Source organism: Streptomyces sp. CoH27 (assembly GCF_020181035.1).
GTDB classification, from domain to species: domain Bacteria; phylum Actinomycetota; class Actinomycetes; order Streptomycetales; family Streptomycetaceae; genus Streptomyces; species Streptomyces camelliae.
Genome location: NZ_JAIQYY010000004.1, coordinates 272,561 through 291,020, shown reverse-complemented (window position 1 = coordinate 291,020; position 18,460 = coordinate 272,561). Strand labels below are relative to the sequence as shown.

The window sequence follows — 18,460 nt, the reverse complement described above, 5'->3', positions numbered from 1 at the left end:
AGGACTTGCACAGGCAGGCACCGCAGGCACACGAAGGGATCTGTATCTCCCATGTACGCAGCATCGTCCTCCGTGTCCGCCCCGCCCCGGCCGCTGCGCTCCCGCCCGGCGGGCGGCGGGCCGTACCTCGACCCGGTGGCGCGTCCGGGCGGGCCCGTGCCGGTCGCGGGCCGGCTCCGGCGGGTCCCGGGACAGCCGGGCACGCCACCGCTCAGCGGGAGACTCGACTTGTCCGGTCCCCAGGGGGCGCAGCTGCGCTCCGCGATCGCCTCGGTGCACCGGATCTGTCCGGAGTTCGCTCCGGTGCAGGTGCTGCGCCGCAGCGGGCGGTCCGTGCTCATCGTCGGGACGACCGGGCGCAGTACGGCCGTGGCCAAGTGTCTGCTGGACCACTCGCCCGCCTGGGCGGAGCGGATCCGCCACGAAATAGCCGCATACCGCTCGTTCGTCCGGCACCGGCCCCCGGTCCGTGTGCCCCGGCTGATCGCAGCGGATCCGGACAACTGCACTCTGGTGATCGAGCGGATGCCGGGCCGGGTGACGGCGCTGCAGCGCCATCCGGTGGAGGCGCCGCCGCGCCCGGACATCCGGGCCGCGCTGGGCGCGATCTGCCGGTTGAACGCCTGGCGGCCCCCGGCCGGCACGTTCGACATGCCGCTGGACTACGGCGCCCGGATCTCCCGGTTCCACGAGCTGGGCCTGCTCACCGACCGGGATCTCGGCGACCTCCAGAAGCTGCTGCACGGCATCGCCCACGAGGTGGGCCGGCACGGCATGCTCCAGTTCAACCACGGCGACGCCCTGCTGTCGAACGTCCTGCTGTCCCCGGCCGGTCCAGTGCTGGTGGACTGGGATCACGCCGGCTGGTATCTGCCGGGGTACGACCTGGCGACGCTGTGGCTGGTCCTCGGAGACGCGCCGATGGCACGGCGTCAGATCAGCCAGATCGCCCAGTCGGCGGGCCCGGCCTCCCGGGACGCCTTCCTGGTGAACCTGATGCTGCTGCTGACCCGGGAGATCCGGACGTACGAGACGGCCGTACAGCGTTCGATGCACGAGGTGGCCCCGGCGGCACCGGGTACGGCCCACCCGGGTGCCGCGCCGTCCGGCGAGGAACAGCGGCTGCTGCTCCGGCGGCTGCACGACGACTGCCAGATGGCCCGCAAGGCCGTCCGGGCGGCGGTCGGCACTCGCTGACGGGGACGACGGGTCCGCGGTGCGCCAGAGCGGCGGCGCATCGCGGACCTTCGTGCGTCCGGGCCGGTCCGCGGCCACTGGTGTATGCCAGTGACGCCCCGCAGGCCCGGGCACCATCACGGCGAAACTCGCCGAAAACCCTCCGTGACGTGGGAAATCGCCGATTCGAAGGCATTATTGACGGATCGTCGGCAAGCGGGTACCACTGACCCAGCTCGGCGCCGTACGCCCCGCCACGCCCGCCCGTCACAGGAGGCCGCATTGCGAGGTTCCGCCACCGATCCCACGTCCAGACCCGACAGACATCTCCGCCGCGCCGCCGCCCCCCTGGCCACCGCGGCCCTGCTGCTGCCGCTGCTCGGCGCAGCCCCCGCGCAGAGCGCCGGCGACTCCTCCGCGGGCCGGCTCCAGCGCGCGTTCGCCACCGCCGCCACCGAGTACCACGTGCCGCAGAGCGTTCTGCTGGCCGTCTCCTACCTGCAGTCCCGCTGGGACTGGCACGGCGGCGCGCCCAGCGTGACCGGCGGCTACGGCCCCATGCATCTGACCGACGCCCGGACCGCGATCGCCACCACGGAGCACTACGCGGAAGGCACCGAGGACGCCCGCGGCGACGGCATCCGCCCGGCCGTGCGTCCCGCCGTCAAGGCGCCGGCCGAGTCCGTGCTCCCGGCCCGGCTGAAGACGCTGTCCAGGGCGGCGCAGCTGACGGGCCTGTCCGCCGAACGGCTGCGCACCGACCCGGTGGCGAACGTGACCGGCGGCGCCGCCCTGCTCGCCGCCACGCAGAAGCAGCTGGGCGAGCCGCTGAGCGAGGACCCGGCCGACTGGTACGGCGCGGTGGCCCGTTTCTCCGGCGCGGACGACACCGCGACGGCCGCGGCGTACGCGAACGACGTGTACGACGTCCTGCGCACGGGCGAGGAACGCACCACGGACGACGGCCAGCTGGTCGCGCTGGCCGCCCAGCCGCGGCTGACCGCCGACACGGCCCAGCTGATCCACGCCGGCCTGCGCACGCTGCCCACGGACGGCGTCGAGTGCCCGAAGTCGGTGTCCTGCGAGGCGGTGTGGGCGCCGTACTCCCAGTTCGGGAACAACAACTACGGCAACCACGACCTCGGCGACCGGCCGGCGTCGCAGAGCATCAAGTACATCGTCATCCATGACACGGAGGGCGCCTGGGACGGAGTACTGAATCTGATCCAGGACCCCACCTATGTGTCGTGGAACTACACGATCCGCTCCACGGACGGTCTGATCGCCCAGCATGTGAAGGCGAAGGACGTGGCCTGGCACGCGGGCAACTGGTACATCAACGCCAAGTCCGTCGGCATCGAGCATGAAGGTTTCCTCGCCAACCCGGACGCCTGGTACACGGAGGCGATGTACCGGTCCTCGGCGCGGCTGGTGAAGTATCTGAGCCGTACGTACGGCATCCCGCTGGACCGGCAGCACATCCTGGGCCACGACAATGTGCCCGGTCCGACCACGTCGACCATCCCCGGCATGCACACGGACCCGGGCCCGTACTGGGACTGGCGGCACTACTTCCAGCTGCTGGGCCACCCCTTCAAGCGCACCGCCGGCAAGCGGTCCGGCCTGGTGACGATCCTGCCGGACTACGCCACGAACCAGCCGGCGTACACGGGCTGCACCGCATCGGGCCAGCCCTGCACCGCGCACGGCTCCAGCGAGGTGCGGCTGTACGCGGACCACGACGTGACCGCGCCGCTGATCAAGGACATCGGCCGGGGCAAGGACCCGACAATCGACGTCAACGACCTGTCCTCGCGGGCCTCCACCGGCCAGCAGTACGCGGTGGCGGACCGCTGGGGCGACTGGACGGCCATCTGGTACCTGGGGCAGATGGCCTGGTTCCAGAACCCGCGCACCGCGCCGACGGCTGTCGCGGCGAAGGGCCTGGTGGTGACGCCGAAGGAGGGCCTGGCGAGCGTTCCCGTGTACGGCCGCGCCTACCCGGAGAAGGAGGCCTACCCGACGGGCGTCCCCGCGCAGTCGGTCGTGCCGCTGCCGTACACGATCCCGGCCGGGCAGCGGTACGTGGTCGGTGACGAGGTGCCGGGCGAGTACTACTACTCGGTCACCTTCACCACAGACTCGCACCGGGTCGTGGTGGGCAAGGACCTGTACTACGAGATCCAGTACGGCCACCGGGTCGCGTTCGTCCGTGCCGCGGACGTCACCCTGGAGGGCTCGGCCGACACCCCCTAGAGCCCTGGGCGCCGGCGATCGCTCAGCCCTGCTGGAAAAGCTCCGCCGGGAGCGGCTTCAGCAGGGCGTACAGGTCGTCGGTGATGGGGCGGTCCCAGGCGGCGATGGTCACGAGCACGCCGTCGCTGCGGTCGAACTGGACGCAGGAGATCCGGCTCTCCGAGAGCTTCAGCCGCCGCACGATCAGAAGGTTGTCGCCCTGCAGGACGGGGGTGTCCTCGGTGCCGACGACGGTGACCTCCTCGTCGTTCTCCAGCGCGAGCAGCAGTTGACCCACCTCGAAGGGGATCTCGCCCTCGGCGACCTCGCGGGCAGGGGAGCCCTCGGGGAGATTGCCGATGATCATCGCGGGCCCGCGGCCGCCGAAGAGGTCGTAGCGCAGGAAGACACCCTGGCAGGTGCCGTCGGGGGCGGGCAGCAGACCCGCACCGAGATTGCCGGGCCAGTCGCCCGGATCCATGGCCAGCACATCGAAGTCGGGTCCGGCAGGAGTGGCGCTGCGGCGGCGGAGGAACGACATGCGGCCATGGTACGTGCCCACGCCTCGGGGGGTGACCTGCGGGCACCCGAGCAGGGGGTGCGGGGGCGGTGTGGGTGACAGGCGCGGCCGGGGTCGCCGGGGAAGGCTCGGCGGGGGCCGGTGAAGCGGCCGACCGGCAGCGGCTTCGGACCGGGGCGCCGGGAGAAGCCCGGGAGGCACGGGCTCCATCCGCGCCGCGGATCGGCCGCGCGGACACGACCGGGCATCACGGACCGCACCCGGCGAACGACGGGCACCTGCGGCCCGGGACGACCGGCCCACGCGGCCCGGGGAAGGTGCCGGGCGGGCGAAGACGTGAGATGAGGAGCCGCTGTGGCCGTCGGCCTGCCGCCGCGCACAACCCGCCGCTGCGGGCGCCCGGCCCGGTGGGCCGGCGTGGCCACGGGTGAGCGCCGCCCGGCGGATGAACCGGCCCGAGGCCCGGCGGTTCCCGGCGGCCACGCGCGCGTGGGCCACGAGCACGTGGCCGGACAGGTGCCGGGCCGACGGCCGGGCACGCGGCACGGACCGGGCCGGGAAGCCTGCGCGCCGGTGCTGTCGCGCTCGGCACGGTCGTCGTACGTGTCGCCTTCGCTCCCTCGCCCGTGCCCGAGCCACGAACCCGGCCGGACGCACCGCCCCCCGGCTGCCCGGTCCAGGACCCCCTCGGCTTCAGCGGCTGGGGATCGGTGGGGAAGCGCGCGGGGCGGTGGAGTGGCAGGCGTGCCGGCCTCAGTCCCCCGCCGGTGCCGGTGGTACGACCGCGATCGGGCTGGCCGCGTGGAGCAGGACGGCCTGGGTGACCGAACCCATCATGCGGGCCGGGGCGAGCAGGCGGCGGCGGTGGCGGCCGACCACCACCAGGTCGGCTTCCTTGGAGGCGGCGACGAGGTGGCCGGCCGCGTCGCCGGGCAGGACCTCGGTGTCGGCGCGGACCTCGGGGTGCCGTTCGCGGTGCGGGGCGAGGAAGCCCTCGGCGAGCGTGCGGGTCTCGCTCTCCACGGCGTCCTGGTCGAGCGCGGGCGGCATCAGCTGTCCGGGCGCGGACCAGGTCTGCACCGGCCACGGGTACGCGGCGATCACCTGCACCCGGGCCGCGCGCAGGGCTGCTTCGGCGAAGGCGAACGCGAGGGTTCCGTCGTCGGGGCTGTCGACGTGCAGGCCGACGACCACCCGGGGTCCGGGCTCGGCCGGCCCGTCGCCGTGCACCTCCCGGCCGGGCCGGGGTACGACGACCACCGGGCACCCGGCGTCCCGGGCCGCGGCGAGGCCGTTGGAGCCGAGCAGCAGGCTGGCGAAACCGCCGCGGCCACGGGACCCGAGGACCAACAGCTCGGCGTCACTGCCGAGTTCGGGCAGTACGGCGCCCGGTACGCCCTCCAGGGCGACGTACTCCACGGCGGGTGCCACGGCGCGGTCCGCGAGCCGGGCGCGCACCTCGTCCAGGACCGGATCGCCCTCCGCGTCGGGCGGCCCGGCGACCAGCACGTCGGCCTGTCCCCAGGCGGCGTACTGCCGTACGTGGACCACCCGCAGCGGTGCCGCGCGGCGCCGGGCGGCGTCGACGGCCCAGTCCAGCGCGCGCAGACTGTCGTCCGAACCGTCGACCGCGGCGATGACCGGCGCAGTGCTCATCGTTCCTCACCTCCGGAACACGACCTTCCCCTTGCTGGGGCCAGCCTGACGCAAGGCCCGGCCCCAGCGCGGCGCCGCTGGTCGCGTGTCCGGAAATCCGGCCGGAACACCCCCGGTCCGGCTCAGGTCAGGTCGAACTCCCCCTCGCGCGCGCCGGAGACGAAGGCTCCCCACTCGGCGGGCGTGAAGATCAGCGAAGGGCTCTGCGGGCGGCCGCTGTTGCGCATCGCGATGAAACCCTCGACAAACGCGATCTGGACATCGCCCAGACCCCGGCTGCTGGACTGCCATTCCGCGTTGCTGAGGTCGAGGTCCGGCTTGTCCCAGCCCGCGAACGGCTGCTGCTGGATGGTGCTCTCGGCCACGTCCGTGCTCCTCCCGGTTCGTCGTCCGCGGGTCAGCCTAGCGACCGGTCACGACGGCCGACAGGCCACGTGGGAAGGACTTCGGTCAGTCGCCGCCCGGTCGGTCAGGCGTCGGGCGGCGCGGATCCCACGAGCCACATGGAGAAGAACTGCGAGCCGCCGCCGTAGGCGTGCCCGAGGACCTTCCGGGCACCGTCCACCTGGTGTTCCCCGGCCTGGCCGCGCACCTGGAGCGCCGCCTCGGCGAAGCGGATCATGCCGGAGGCGCCGATGGGGTTGGCGGACAGCACGCCGCCCGACATGTTGACGGGCAGGTCCCCGTCGAGTTCGGTCACGCCGGACTCGGTGAGCTTCCAGCCCTCGCCCGCCGCTGCGAAGCCGAGGTTCTCCAGCCACATGGGCTCGTACCAGGAGAACGGCACGTACATCTCGACGGCGTCGATGTCCCGGCGCGGGTCGGCGATACCGGCCTGCCGATAGACGTCGGCGGCGCAGTCCCGGCCGGCCCGCGGGGAGACGAAGTCCTTCCCGGCGAACAGGGTCGGTTCGCTGCGCATGGCGCCGCCGAGCATCCAGGCGGGCGGGCGGGGCGCGCGGGCGGCTCCGGCGCGGTCGGTGAGGACCATGGCGCAGGCGCCGTCGGAGGAGGGGCACGTCTCGGAGTAGCGGATGGGGTCCCACAACATGGGTGAGGCCAACACCTTTTCCAGCGTGATGTCGTGCTCGTGGAGGTGGGCGTAGGGGTTCTTCAGGGCGTTGCGGCGGTCCTTGTAGGCGACGAGGGCGCCGATGGTGTCGGGGGCGCCGCTGCGCCGCATGTACGCGCGCACATGCGGGGCGAAGAAGCCGCCCGCCCCGGCCAGCAGGGGCTGTTGGAAGGGGATGGGCAGGGACAGGCCCCACATGGCGTTCGACTCGGACTGTTTCTCGAAGGCCAGGGTCAGTACGGTGCCGTGGACCCGGGCGGCGATCAGGTTGGCGGCGACCAGCGCGGTCGACCCGCCCACCGAACCGGCCGTGTGCACCCGCAGCATGGGTTTGCCCACGGCGCCGAGCGCGTCGGCGAGGTACAGCTCGGGCATCATGACGCCCTCGAAGAAGTCGGGCGCCTTGCCGATGACGACGGCGTCGATGTCGGCCCATGTCAACTCGGCGTCGGCCAATGCCCTTCGGGCCGCCTCGCGGACGAGTCCGGCGATCGACACGTCCCGGCGGGCGGCCACGTGCCTGGTCTGGCCGATGCCGGTGACGGCCACGGGCTCCTTGCTCATCGTGCATCCCCTTCGAGTACGGCGACCAGGTTCTGCTGGAGGCAGGGGCCGGAGGTGGCGTGGGCGAGGGCGCGGTCCGAGGCGCCGCGGTGGATGCGGGCGGCGGCCTCGCCGATGCGGACGAGTCCGGCGGCCATCAGCGGGTTGGCAGCCAGCGCCCCGCCGGAGGGGTTGACGCGCACGTCGTCGCCGAGCCTGAGGGCCCTGCGCAGGATCACCTCCTGGGCGGTGAACGGCGCGTGCAGCTCGGCGGTGTCGACGGGGCGTTCGAAGGCGCCGGCCCGCTCGGCGGCGAGCCGGGCCGAGGGCGAGTCGGTGAGGTCCCGGACGCCGAGGCCGTGGGCCTCGATGCGGTGGTCGATGCCGCGGATCCAGGCGGGCCGCGCGCACAGCCGGCGGGCCCGCTCCCCCGCTGCGAGGATCACGGCGGCGGCGCCGTCGCCGACGGGTGGGCAGTCGCCGGTGCGCAGCGGCCGTACGGCGTAGTCGCCCTGGGGGACCCGGCCCTTGAGCTGGGCGTGCGGGTTGGCTTCGGCATCGGCCCGGCTGCGGGCACCGACGGCGGCGAGCGCCGGTTCGTCGGTGTGGCCGGCGTCTATGAGGGCCTGTGCCTGCAGGGCGGCCAGAGCTATGGAGTCGGGCCACAGGGGGGCGACGTAGTACGGGTCGAGCTGCCGGGTCAGCACGTCGCGTACGGAGCCGGGTGAGCACTTGCCGTAGGAGTAGACGAGCGCGGTGTCGGCGTCGCCGGTGAGCAGCTTGGTCCAGGCCTCGTACAGGGCCCAGGCGCCGTCCATCTCGACGTGCGACTCGGAGAGGGGCGGCCAGGCGCCGACGCCGTCGAGGGTGAGGGTGAAGGAGAAGGCGCGGCCGGCGAGGTAGTCGCTGGAGCCGGAGCAGGTGAAGCCGATGTCGGCGGTGTTCAGGCCGGTCTGCGCGAGGACGTCGTGCAGCACCGGCATGAGCAGCTCGACCTCGGAGGATTCCTCGGTGGAGCGCCGGTGGTCGGTCTGGGCGAAGGCGATTACTGCGATCTCACGCGTCACGAGGTCTCCAGGCTGTAGAGTCCTGACTGCGGAGCGAGAGCCAAGCCCGCATGGCAGTTCCTTCCAAAACTTCATACAACCGGGCTGGTTTCAACCCGGCTGGCGCTGATCGCGTGAGACTGGATTGTTCGCTGAGCGATCGAGCAGCGTGAGCCAGGAATCCCCGTCGTTCGCGAGGGGGAGGATTCAAAGCAGCTCCTTGTAGGTCTCGTACGGAGCGTCGGGTTCGCCGGTGGGGCGGTAGTGGTCGGGAAACCGAGCCCCTTCCGCCCACACCGGCTCGACCCGCAGGCCCATGCGCACCTGGTCGTAGGGGATGCCGCCGATACGGGCGTGCAGGGCGAGGTCCGCGCCGTCGAGGGCGATGTGCGCGTAGACGTACGGCACCTCGATGTCCAGGTTTCTGGCCTTGATGTTGACGATGCAGAAGGTGGTGACCGTGCCCCGGGGACCTACCTCGACCCGTTCGGATGTGGCGACACCACATGTGGGACAGGCCCCCCTGGGCGGGACGTACACCTTGCGGCAGGAGGGGCAGCGTTCGCCGACGGTCCGTCGTTCGGAAAGGGCGTTGATGTAGTCGGACTGGGCACGGCCGGGTGAGTAGATGTAGTCCAGGCGGGCCGGGGCGACGATCCCGGTGAGCGGGTCCTCGAACTCGCCGGTGTGGCCATCGGGTCGCTGGGGCTCTCCGTCGTACGGCTCGAAGCAGGCGATGTCGGTGATGGCGCCGGTGCGCTCCTCGGCCCAGCGGATGCGCACCCGCATGCCGGTGCTGACGGCGTCGGGGCCGGGGGCGTCGAGGGCGTGCAGGAGAGCGGTGTCGGCGCCGTCGAGCCGGACGAGGACCCAGGCGAAGGGGCTGCCGAGGGGCTGGCCGCGGCGCGGGGCCTGGTTCCAGGCCCAGGTGGTGACCGTGCCCGTGGGGGCGACCTCCACCAGGTCGTGGATCTCCTCGGCGGTGCCGGGGTCGTACTCGACGGGCGGGACGAGGGTGCGTCCGTCGGTGGTCCGCACGCCGAGTACGACGCGTTCGCGCAGGCCGGTGAGGAAGGCGCTCTGGACGGGGCCGAGGGAGCGGGTGAAGGGGAACTCGACGACGAGGGGGGCTCGGAGGACTTCGGGCATCCTTGGGGACTCCTTCGGCGGTTCAGGCGCGCTTGTAGACGGGGGGCCGCTTCTCGGCGAAGGCGCGGGCGCCCTCCTTGGCGTCGGCGGTGTCGAAGACCGGCCAGCCGCGGGTGAGTTCGGCGGCGAGGCCGTCGGCCTCCGTCAGCTCGGCGGTCTCGTACACGGACGTCTTGACGGCCTCGACGGCGAGCGGGCCGCAGGCGTTGATCCGCTCGGCGATCTCCAGAGCCTTGCCGAGTGCCGTGCCGTCGGGGACGACATGGCCGATCAGGCCGATGCGGGCGGCTTCCTCGGCGGTGTACGGCCGTCCGGTGAGCAGCATCTCCAGGGCGTGGGTGCGCGGGATCTGGCGTTGCAGGCGCACGGTGGAGCCGCCGATCGGGAACAGGCCGCGCCGGACCTCGAAGAGGCCGAAGGTGGCGGACTGGCCCGCGACCCGGATGTCGGTGCCCTGGAGGATCTCGGTGCCGCCCGCGACGCAGTACCCCTCGACGGCGGCGATCACCGGTTTGCGCGGGCGGTGGTGGCGCAGCATCGCCTTCCAGTGCAGATCGGGGTCGGCCCCCAGCCGGTCGCGGTAGTGCTCTCCCGCCATGCCGTTCCCGGCGAGCGCCTTCAGGTCCATGCCGGCGCAGAAGGATCCGCCCGCGCCGGTGAGCACGATCGAGCGGATCTCGTCGTCCGCGTCGGCCTCCAGCCAGCCGTCGTACAGGCCGACGAGCATCGGAAGCGAGAGCGCGTTCCTGGCGTCGGGCCGGTTGAGTGTGAGCACCAGTGTGGCACCCTCGCGCCGCACGGTGAGGTGTTCCGTCCCGCCCATGGGCCATCCTCCCTCGGTGAGAACGAGAACAGGTTGCAGTAGCCGGGGAGGCACTTCAAGAGTTTTCTGACAGTCAGTCAGATTTGTTTGGTGCGGCCCCTTCACAGTTGCGGCGCCCTTTGCTCTGATGACCGGCGAAGCGATCACCTTTCTTCGCCGGGACTGCCGGGGTCAGGAGGAGCGGTGGAGTACAACCTTGCCGATCTGTTCGAGTCGGTCGTCGACGTGGCCGCGGACCGCGAGGCGCTCGTGTACCTCGACCGTCCCGGCACCGGCGCGGAACGCCGTCTGACCTACGCGGAGCTGGACGCGGCCGCCAACCGCGTCGCCCACCACCTGATCGACAGCGGGATCCGCCCCGGGGAGCACCTGGGCCTCCACCTGTACAACGGCGTCGAATACCTCCAGACGGTGCTGGCCTGCCTGAAGGCACGGGTCGTCCCGGTCAACGTCAACTACCGTTATGTCGAAGAGGAGTTGGTATACCTCTATCGGGACGCCGATCTGGTCACGCTGGTCTTCGACGCGGAGTTCGCGGACCGGGTGGCGGGGGCGCTGCCGCGGGCACCGGGGCTGCGGCATCTGCTGTGCGTGGGGGCGGGGGCGGCAGAGGTGCCGGGGGCGGGTGCGGCCGGGGTGCCGGGGGCGGTGCCGTTCGCGGACGCGGAGGCGGCCGGGTCGCCCGAGCGGGGTTTCCCGGCGCGTTCCGGGGACGACCAGTTCATCATCTACACCGGTGGCACGACGGGTATGCCCAAAGGGGTGATGTGGCGTCAGGAAGACCTGTTCTTCGCGGGGCTGGGCGGTGGGGCACCGACCGGGGAGCCGGTGAAGACGCCGGAGGAACTGGCCGAACGAGTCGCGGCCGGCGGCACCGGGATCACTTTCTTCCCCACTCCCCCGCTGATGCACGGCACCTCGACGCTCACCGCGTTCATCGGCTTCAACTTCGGCCAACGCGTCGTCCTGCACCGTAAGTTCGTGCCGGAGGAGGTGCTGCGGACCATCGAGAAGGAGAAGGTCACCAGCATGTCGCTGGTCGGCGACGCGATGCTCCGCCCGCTGATCGACGCGCTCGGCGGACCGCTGAAGGGCACGGACTGCTCGACCCTGTTCAGCGTCTCCTCCTCCGGCGCGATCATGTCGGAGACGGTGCGCCGGCAGTTCCGGGAGCTGGTCCCGAACGCGATGCTCCTGAACAACTTCGGCTCCTCCGAGTCCGGCTTCAACGGCACGGCGACCGAGGACTCCGGGCCCGAGCGGGGCTTTCGCATCCGGGTCAACTCCCGTACGCAGGTGGTGGATCCGGCGACACACGAGCCGGTCGCGGTGGGCGAGGTCGGCCGGGTCGCCCAGTGCGGCCATGTGCCGCTCGGCTACTACAACGACCCGCGCAAGACCGCCGAGACCTTCTTCGAGCAGGACGGACAGCGCTGGGTGCTGCTCGGCGACATGGCGACGGTCGACGAGGACGGCGTGGTCACCGTGCTCGGCCGGGGTTCGCAGTGCATCAACACCGGGGGCGAGAAGGTCTATCCCGAGGAGGTCGAGCAGGCGCTCAAGGCGCATCCGGACGTGTACGACGCGCTCGTCGCCGGAGTACCGGACGCGACGTGGGGCAACCATGTGGCGGCCGTGGTGCAGCTGCGCGAGGGAGCGTCCCAGCCCTCCCTGGCCGACATCCAGACCCACTGCCGTACCCGGCTGGCCGGCTACAAGGTCCCCCGCCAGCTGGTGATCACGGAGTCCATCCAGCGCTCCCCGAGCGGCAAGGCCGACTACCGGTGGGCGCGGGAGGTGGCGGTGGCGGCGGACCGGCCGTAGATCCGGGGTGTCCCGCCGTCTCAACAACACCGGAGGATTACTCTGTGTGCGCGATCGACGTCACTTCATCACTGACGGTGGCGTTCGGTCGTACGGCCCCGCACGGAAGGACCCCCAGGTGTCGCACCCCACGCCTCGTCCACGGCTCGCGTGGCTGCGTCGGCACACCAGGACGGGGCGGGGGGTGGCCATCGGCACGACCGTCCTCGCGGTTGCCCTCCTGCTGGTCGCATTGGTGCTGCCCGACCAGCCCGACCACCTCACACCCAAGGCGTTCGTGCGGCTCCCGGCCGAGGGCATCCTGCTCGCCGCGCTGCTGCTCGCACTGCCGGCCCGGATGCGGCGGGCCGGGGCGGTGGCCGGCGGCGTGCTGATCGGGCTGCTCGTCCTCCTCAAGTGCCTGGACCTGGGCTTCTATTCGGTGCTGTACCGCCCCTTCGACCTGGTCCTGGACTGGGGCCTGCTGGGCAGCGCGGCGGACTATCTGCGGGAGACGTCCGGCCGGACGGGTGAGCTGGCCACCATCGCCGGCGCCGTGCTGCTCGCGGTCGCGGTCCTCGTCCTGACCACGGGCGCCACCGTCCGGCTGACCACGCTGATGGCCCGGCACCGCGCCCGCTCGGTCCGCGGCACCCTGGCGCTGGGCACCGCCTGGGTCACCTGCGTCGTGCTCGGCCTGCACAGCGCCGGGCAGCCCGTGGCCGCCACGCTCGACGCCGACCTGCTCGGCGACCGCGCCCACCAGGTCCGCGCCTCGCTCGCGGACGCCCGGATCTTCCGCCGCCAGGCCGCCGTCGACGCCTTCGCTCACACCCCCGCCGACCGGCTGCTCACCGGTCTGCGCGGCAAGGACGTGCTGTTCACCTTCGTCGAGAGCTACGGCCGTTCGGCGATCGAGGACCCGGCGATGGCCCCGCGGATCGACGCGGTGCTCAAGGAGAGCACGGCGAGCCTGAAGGCGGCCGGGTTCCAGGCGCGCAGTGGCTGGCTGCGCTCGCCGGTGACGGGCGGCGGCAGCTGGCTCGCCCACTCGACCTTCCTGTCCGGCCTGTGGATCAGCAACCAGCAGCGGTTCCGCAGCCTCACCTCCAGCGACCGCACCACCCTCACCGGTTCCTTCCGCAGAACCGGTGCCTGGCGCTCGGTCGGCGTGGTGCCGGGCGTGCTGGTGGCCTGGCCGGAGGGCCGGTTCTTCGGCCTGGACCACATCTACGACGGCCATCATCTCGGCTACCACGGCCCGGACTTCGGCTGGTCACAGGTGCCGGACCAGTTCACCCTGGAGACCTTCCGGCGCGAGGAGTTCGGCAAGGCGGGCCGGGGCCCGCTGATGGCGGAGATCATCCTCACCTCCAGCCACTACCCCTGGGCGCCCGTGCCGCGCATGACCGACTGGGCGAAGCTGGGCGACGGCTCGGTCTTCCAGCAGATCAGGCGCGAGGGCAAGTCCCAGGAAGAGGTGTGGAAGAGCCCGGAGAGCGTGCGCGCCGAATACCGCGCCTCCATCGAGTACTCGCTGCACAGCCTCGTCGGATTCCTCCAGCGCTACGGCGACAGGAACACGGTCCTGGTGTTCCTCGGCGACCACCAGCCCGTGCCGACGGTCACCGCGAACAGCCCCCGCAAGGACGTGCCGGTCACCATCGTGGCCCACGACCCCACGGTGCTGGACCGGATCTCCGGCTGGGGCTGGACGGAGGGCCTGAAACCCGCCCCGGACGCCCCCCTCTGGCCGATGGACGCCTTCCGCGACCGTTTCCTGACGGCGTACGGGCCACAGCCGGGCCGGTGACAGGACCCCGACGGCGCCCGCTGGTCGTCATCGGCCCGGAGGGTCATGCCATCGGCCTTGACGATCTGCGGCTGCGCGGTGCCCAGGCCGGCACGCCGGCCGGGCGGGCCGGGACCCGGCCGCCTACTCCGCCGGGGGCAGAGCCGTGGCCGCGGCTCCGTCGAGGAACGCGAGGACGCGGTCGGCGAACCACTCCGGATCGTCCAGCCAGGGGAAGTGGCCGGCGCCGGGCTGGACGGTGAACTCGGCCTTCGGGAAGGCCTCGGCGGCACGCCGAGCGAGGCCGGGACGAGGGCCGCCGTCGACTTCGCCGGCGTACACCAGGACCGGTGCGGTCAGGGCGGCGAGAGCGGTCCGGGTCGCGTCGGGAGTGAAGGCCCCGTCGCCGAAGTAACGGTCGGCCGCCTCGTCGTTGGTCTGCGCCGGCTCGGCCTCCGCGTGCTTCCGGGCGGCGGCGTCCCAGCGGCCGTAGAAGAACGGTACGAATGCGTCGTCGAAGTCCGCCTCGCCCGCCAGCCAGGCCCGGAAGGCCGGGAAGGCCTCCGTGAACCAGGGTTCGGCCGCGCGCGGCCGGGCCGCGGCCAGCCGGTCCTCGGGGGTCGTCCGCAGGCCCAGGACGAAGGGGTTGCCGGTGATCAGCAGCAGGCGGCGTATCCGCTGCGGGTAGCGGGCCGCGTAGAGCGTGGCCAGGGCCGCGCCGGCCGAGTGGGCGAGCAGATCCATGTGTTCCAGGCCCAGGTGCGCACGCCACGCCTCCACATCCTCGACCATCCGGTCGCAGCGGTACGTCGCCGGGTCCGCCGGCAGTGCGGAGTCGCCGGTGCCGCGCAGGTCCAGCAGGGCCAGGCGGCGGTACGCGGTCAGCCCGCCGAGGTCCCCGAGATAGGCCGAGGCGCGCATGGGGCCGCCGGGCAGGACGACCAGGGGATCGCCCTCGCCCCGCAGGTGGTAGGCGAGCGGGGTGCCGTCGGGTGCGGTGAAGGTCGGCATGGGTGTGATCCTTTCGGTCCGGGGTGGCGGGGCGCAACGCCTTTGAAGCGAGACGGCCGTACGGAAAATCCGCGCAGCCCTCTTGCCTGACGGCCGATGGCCTGAATTACTGGCCCCGAACAGATCGACCGAATGATCGGTCGTCCGGAATGTACGGTCGGCGAGGGAGGCGTGTCGATGGTGGATGCGACGGAGCTGCTCGACGCGGGCGAACGGCTCGGGCCCGATGAGCTGCGGGCACTTCAGCTGGAGCGGCTGCGCGCCTCGCTGCGGCACGCCTACGCGCACGTGCCGTTCTACCGCGACTCCTTCGACAAGGCCGGCGTCCGCCCCGAGGACTGCCGCTCACTGGCGGACCTCGCCCGCTTCCCGTTCACGACCAAGGCCGATCTGAGGGAGCACTACCCGTACGGCATGTTCGCGGTGCCCCGGGAGCGGATCCGCCGGCTGCACGCCTCCAGCGGCACCACGGGCCTGCCCACGGTGGTCGGCTACACGGACAACGACCTGTCCATGTGGGCCGACATGGTGGCGCGCTCGCTCCGGGCGGCGGGCGCGCGGCCTGGTGACATCGTGCATGTCGCCTACGGCTATGGGCTGTTCACCGGTGGCCTGGGCGCTCACTACGGTGCCGAGCGCCTGGGCTGTACGGTCGTCCCGGCCTCCGGCGGCATGACGGCGCGGCAGGTGCAGCTGATCCGGGATCTGAAACCGGCCGTGATCATGGTGACCCCCTCGTACATGCTCACGCTCCTGGACGAGTTCGAACGACAGGGCGTGGACCCGCGCACCACCTCGCTGCGGGTCGGTGTCTTCGGTGCCGAGCCCTGGACCGAGCAGATGCGGTCCGAGATCGAGGAACGGTTCGCGATCGACGCCGTCGACATCTACGGACTGTCCGAGGTGATCGGTCCCGGTGTGGCGCAGGAGTGCGTGGAGACCAAGGACGGGCTGACCGTGTGGGAGGACCACTTCTATCCGGAGGTGGTCGATCCGATCACGGGCGAGGTGCTGCCGGACGGCGAGCGGGGTGAGCTGGTGTTCACCTCGCTGACCAAGGAGGCCACGCCGATCGTCCGCTACCGGACCCGGGATCTGACCCGGCTGCTGCCCGGCACGGCCCGGGTGTTCCGGCGGATGGAGAAGGTCACCGGGCGCAGCGACGACATGGTGATCCTGCGCGGGGTGAACCTGTTCCCGACCCAGATCGAGGAGATCGTGCTCCGCACGCCCGGGGTGGCACCCCACTTCCAGCTCCGGCTGACCCGGGAGGGCCGCCTGGACCGGCTGACCGTCCGCGCCGAGGCCCGCCCGGACGCACCGCCCGAGGCGCGTGAGGCGGCGGCCCGCTCCATCGTCGTGGCCGTGAAGGACGGCATCGGGGTCTCGGTCGACGTGGAGATCGTGGACCCGGAGTCGCTGGAGCGGTCGGTGGGCAAGATCCGCCGGATCGTGGACCTGCGGTCGCGGGACGCAGGGCAGTGAGAGGTGATCGTATCGACGTACCTCGAAACGCCGTCGGCGACCTGTACTCCGGAGCCATGACGGACACCGCCCCCCTCCGGGACACCGACCCTGACCTGGTCAACGCGCTGCGGGCGCTGTCCAACCCGATGCGGCTGCAGATGCTGCGCCGGCTGCGCGAGCCGGAGCGGCACTTCCCGACGGAGAAGGCCATCGCCGACCCGGCCGAGGTCGGTGTGTGCGTGAGCCACATCCAGGCGAAGGCGGGACTGGCCCAGTCGACCGTGTCGGCCTCCATGGCCGAGCTCCGGCGCGCGGGCCTGGTCCGGGCCACCCGGGTGGGCAAGTGGACCCACTACGAGCGTGACGAGGAGCGCATCGCCGGCCTCGTCGCCGAGCTGGGCCGGAGCCTCCGACCGACCGGGCGCCACGGGCACAGATGCCGGGGCGGGGCGCGCCCGGGTGCCGGGGCGCCCGGGTGCCGGGACGCCAGGGTGCCGGGACGCCAGGGTGCCGGGACGCCAGGGTGCCGGGACGCCAGGGTGCCGGGACGCCAGGTCGTCGTCACCGGCCTCGACCGGGAGCGACGCCGTCTGACGCTGTCCCGGCGCCGGGTGCGCTAGCCGCCGAAGCGGTCCCGTAGTTCGCGTTTGAGGATCTTGCCGCTGGCGTTGCGGGGCAACTCGTCGACGAACACGACCCGTTTGGGAGCCTTGAAGGGGGCGAGTTTCTCCTTCACATGGGTGATGAGCTGCTCTTCCGTCACCTCGCCGCGGGGGACGACGATCGCCGTGACGGCCTCGATCCAGCGGTCGTCGGGCAGGCCGACGACCGCAACCTCGGCGACGGCCTCGTGGGTGTAGAGGGCGTCCTCGACCTGGCGCGAAGCCACCAGTACGCCGCCGGAGTTGATGACGTCCTTCACCCGGTCCACGATCGTGAAGTAGCCGTCGGCGTCGCGGACGGCGAGGTCACCGGAGTGGAACCAGCCGTCCCGGAAGGCCTCGGCGGTCTCCTCGGGCTTGTCCCAGTAGCCCTCGCACAACTGCGGTGAGCGGTACACGATTTCACCGGGGGTGCCATCGGGCACGTCCTCGCCCTTGTCGTCCACGACCCGCGCGTCCACGAAGAGCACCGTACGGCCGCAGGAGTCCAGCCGGCCTTCGTGTTCGTCAGGGGCGAGCACCGTGGCGAGCGGGCCGATCTCGCTCTGCCCGAAGCAGTTGTAGAAGGCCAGCCCCGGCAGGCGTGCGCGAAGACGCTCCAGGACCGGGACGGGCATGACCGAGGCGCCGTAATAGGCCTTGCGCAGGCCGTCGAGGTCACGGGTGGCGAAGTCGGGCCGGCCCGCCAGGCCGATCCACACCGTGGGCGGTGCGAACAAGCTGTCCACGCGGCCCGCTTCGATCAGGTCGAAGAGACGGTCCCCGTCAGGGCTGTCCAGGATGATGCTGGTCGCGCCGACCGCCAAATACGGCAGCAGGAACACATGCATCTGCGCCGAATGGTACAGCGGCAGCGCGTGCACCGGGCGGTCGCCGGCGCTCAGGTCGAGGGCGGTGATCGCGCTCAAGTACTCGTGCACCAGCGCCCGGTGGGTCATCATCGCCCCCTTGGGCAGGGCCGTCGTACCGGAGGTGTACAGCAACTGCACCAGATCCTCGGTGCGCGGCTCCGGGCCCTCGTACGGCGGCGCCTCCGCCTGGCGGGCCAGCAGCGAGTCCGCCGCGTCCCTGAGCGGCAACACCCGTACGCCGTCCGGGAGTCGGGCGGCCAGGCCCGGATCGGCGAGGACGAGGGTGCTGCCGGACTGGGTGAGGAGATACGCCAGGTCGTCGCCGGTGAGGCTCTGGTTGACCGGCACATGGACCAGCCCCGCGCGGGCACAGGCGAGGAAGGTGATCAGGTAGCCGTCGGAGTTGTGGCCGTAGGCGGCGACCCGGTCGCCCGGCGCGAGCCCCTCGGCGAGCAGCACCGAGGCCGCGCGGGAGACGGCGTCGTCGAGTTCCTCGTAGGTCCAACGGCGCTCGCCGTACTGCACCGCGACCCGTGCCGGGGTGCGCCGGGCGCTGCGCCGCAGCACCCCGTCAACCGTGCTGCCGTGTCCCTGCGTCATGACTCATGATCCTCGGTCCGTCGCCGGGGCAGGTCAAGCACCGGGGAGGATGGT

15 protein-coding genes are annotated in these 18,460 nt (G+C 72.1%); 6 read left to right on the top strand and 9 right to left on the bottom strand.

Annotated elements, in window-relative coordinates:
• The first annotated feature begins 51 nt into the window (after positions 1–51).
• Entirely contained in the window at positions 52–1,197 is a 1,146-nt protein-coding gene (locus tag LE548_RS08380) for an aminoglycoside phosphotransferase family protein (RefSeq protein ID WP_225096021.1), read from the top strand.
• A 261-nt stretch (positions 1,198–1,458) separates the two neighbouring features.
• Positions 1,459–3,432: an N-acetylmuramoyl-L-alanine amidase gene (locus LE548_RS08375; RefSeq protein WP_225096020.1), complete on the top strand. Its 1,974-nt coding sequence runs from the start codon at positions 1,459–1,461 to the stop codon at positions 3,430–3,432.
• A 22-nt stretch (positions 3,433–3,454) separates the two neighbouring features.
• Here LE548_RS08375 and LE548_RS08370 read toward each other — a convergent pair whose 3' ends face one another.
• From LE548_RS08370 to LE548_RS08340, 7 genes are all read right to left on the bottom strand, one after another.
• Positions 3,455–3,952, bottom strand: coding sequence for a hypothetical protein (locus tag LE548_RS08370; RefSeq protein ID WP_070026621.1), 498 nt, complete (start codon positions 3,950–3,952; stop codon positions 3,455–3,457).
• Between the two features lie 732 nt (positions 3,953–4,684).
• The gene (locus LE548_RS08365) at positions 4,685–5,587 is read right to left on the bottom strand and encodes a universal stress protein (protein WP_225096019.1); all 903 of its coding nucleotides are present in this window, start codon (positions 5,585–5,587) and stop codon (positions 4,685–4,687) included.
• A gap of 122 nt (positions 5,588–5,709) precedes the next feature.
• Complete coding sequence (locus tag LE548_RS08360) at positions 5,710–5,952, bottom strand: DUF397 domain-containing protein (RefSeq protein ID WP_225096018.1); 243 nt, start codon at positions 5,950–5,952, stop codon at positions 5,710–5,712.
• Between the two features lie 104 nt (positions 5,953–6,056).
• The gene (locus LE548_RS08355) at positions 6,057–7,223 is read right to left on the bottom strand and encodes a thiolase domain-containing protein (protein ID WP_225096017.1); all 1,167 of its coding nucleotides are present in this window, start codon (positions 7,221–7,223) and stop codon (positions 6,057–6,059) included.
• On the bottom strand, positions 7,220–8,269 hold the full coding sequence (locus tag LE548_RS08350; protein ID WP_225096016.1) for a thiolase domain-containing protein: 1,050 nt from the start codon (positions 8,267–8,269) through the stop codon (positions 7,220–7,222). Before LE548_RS08350 ends, LE548_RS08355 begins: the two co-directional genes overlap by 4 nt.
• A gap of 186 nt (positions 8,270–8,455) precedes the next feature.
• Positions 8,456–9,397, bottom strand: a complete 942-nt coding sequence (locus tag LE548_RS08345) for a Zn-ribbon domain-containing OB-fold protein (RefSeq protein WP_225096015.1) — start codon at positions 9,395–9,397, stop codon at positions 8,456–8,458.
• Positions 9,398–9,419: 22 nt separating this feature from the next.
• The gene (locus LE548_RS08340) at positions 9,420–10,220 is read right to left on the bottom strand and encodes a crotonase/enoyl-CoA hydratase family protein (protein WP_225096014.1); all 801 of its coding nucleotides are present in this window, start codon (positions 10,218–10,220) and stop codon (positions 9,420–9,422) included.
• A gap of 183 nt (positions 10,221–10,403) precedes the next feature.
• On the opposite strand from LE548_RS08340, the gene LE548_RS08335 reads away from it, so the two are divergent.
• Entirely contained in the window at positions 10,404–12,044 is a 1,641-nt protein-coding gene (locus tag LE548_RS08335) for an acyl-CoA synthetase (RefSeq protein ID WP_225096013.1), read from the top strand.
• Positions 12,045–12,228: 184 nt separating this feature from the next.
• Complete coding sequence (locus LE548_RS08330; RefSeq protein ID WP_308030035.1) at positions 12,229–13,836, top strand: sulfatase; 1,608 nt, start codon at positions 12,229–12,231, stop codon at positions 13,834–13,836.
• Positions 13,837–13,959: 123 nt separating this feature from the next.
• Here the strand turns inward: LE548_RS08330 and LE548_RS08325 are convergent, their stop codons facing one another.
• Positions 13,960–14,826: an alpha/beta fold hydrolase gene (locus LE548_RS08325; RefSeq protein WP_225096011.1), complete on the bottom strand. Its 867-nt coding sequence runs from the start codon at positions 14,824–14,826 to the stop codon at positions 13,960–13,962.
• A gap of 177 nt (positions 14,827–15,003) precedes the next feature.
• On the opposite strand from LE548_RS08325, the gene paaK reads away from it, so the two are divergent.
• A complete protein-coding gene (gene paaK / locus LE548_RS08320; RefSeq protein WP_225096010.1) occupies positions 15,004–16,311 on the top strand; it encodes a phenylacetate--CoA ligase PaaK in 1,308 nt (435 codons plus the stop codon).
• A 56-nt stretch (positions 16,312–16,367) separates the two neighbouring features.
• Entirely contained in the window at positions 16,368–16,913 is a 546-nt protein-coding gene (locus LE548_RS45955) for a metalloregulator ArsR/SmtB family transcription factor (RefSeq protein ID WP_308030033.1), read from the top strand.
• Here the strand turns inward: LE548_RS45955 and LE548_RS08310 are convergent.
• Positions 16,910–18,406: an acyl-CoA synthetase gene (locus tag LE548_RS08310; RefSeq protein WP_225096009.1), complete on the bottom strand. Its 1,497-nt coding sequence runs from the start codon at positions 18,404–18,406 to the stop codon at positions 16,910–16,912. The two genes, LE548_RS45955 and LE548_RS08310, sit on opposite strands and share 4 nt — an antisense overlap.
• Positions 18,407–18,460: the final 54 nt, after the last annotated feature.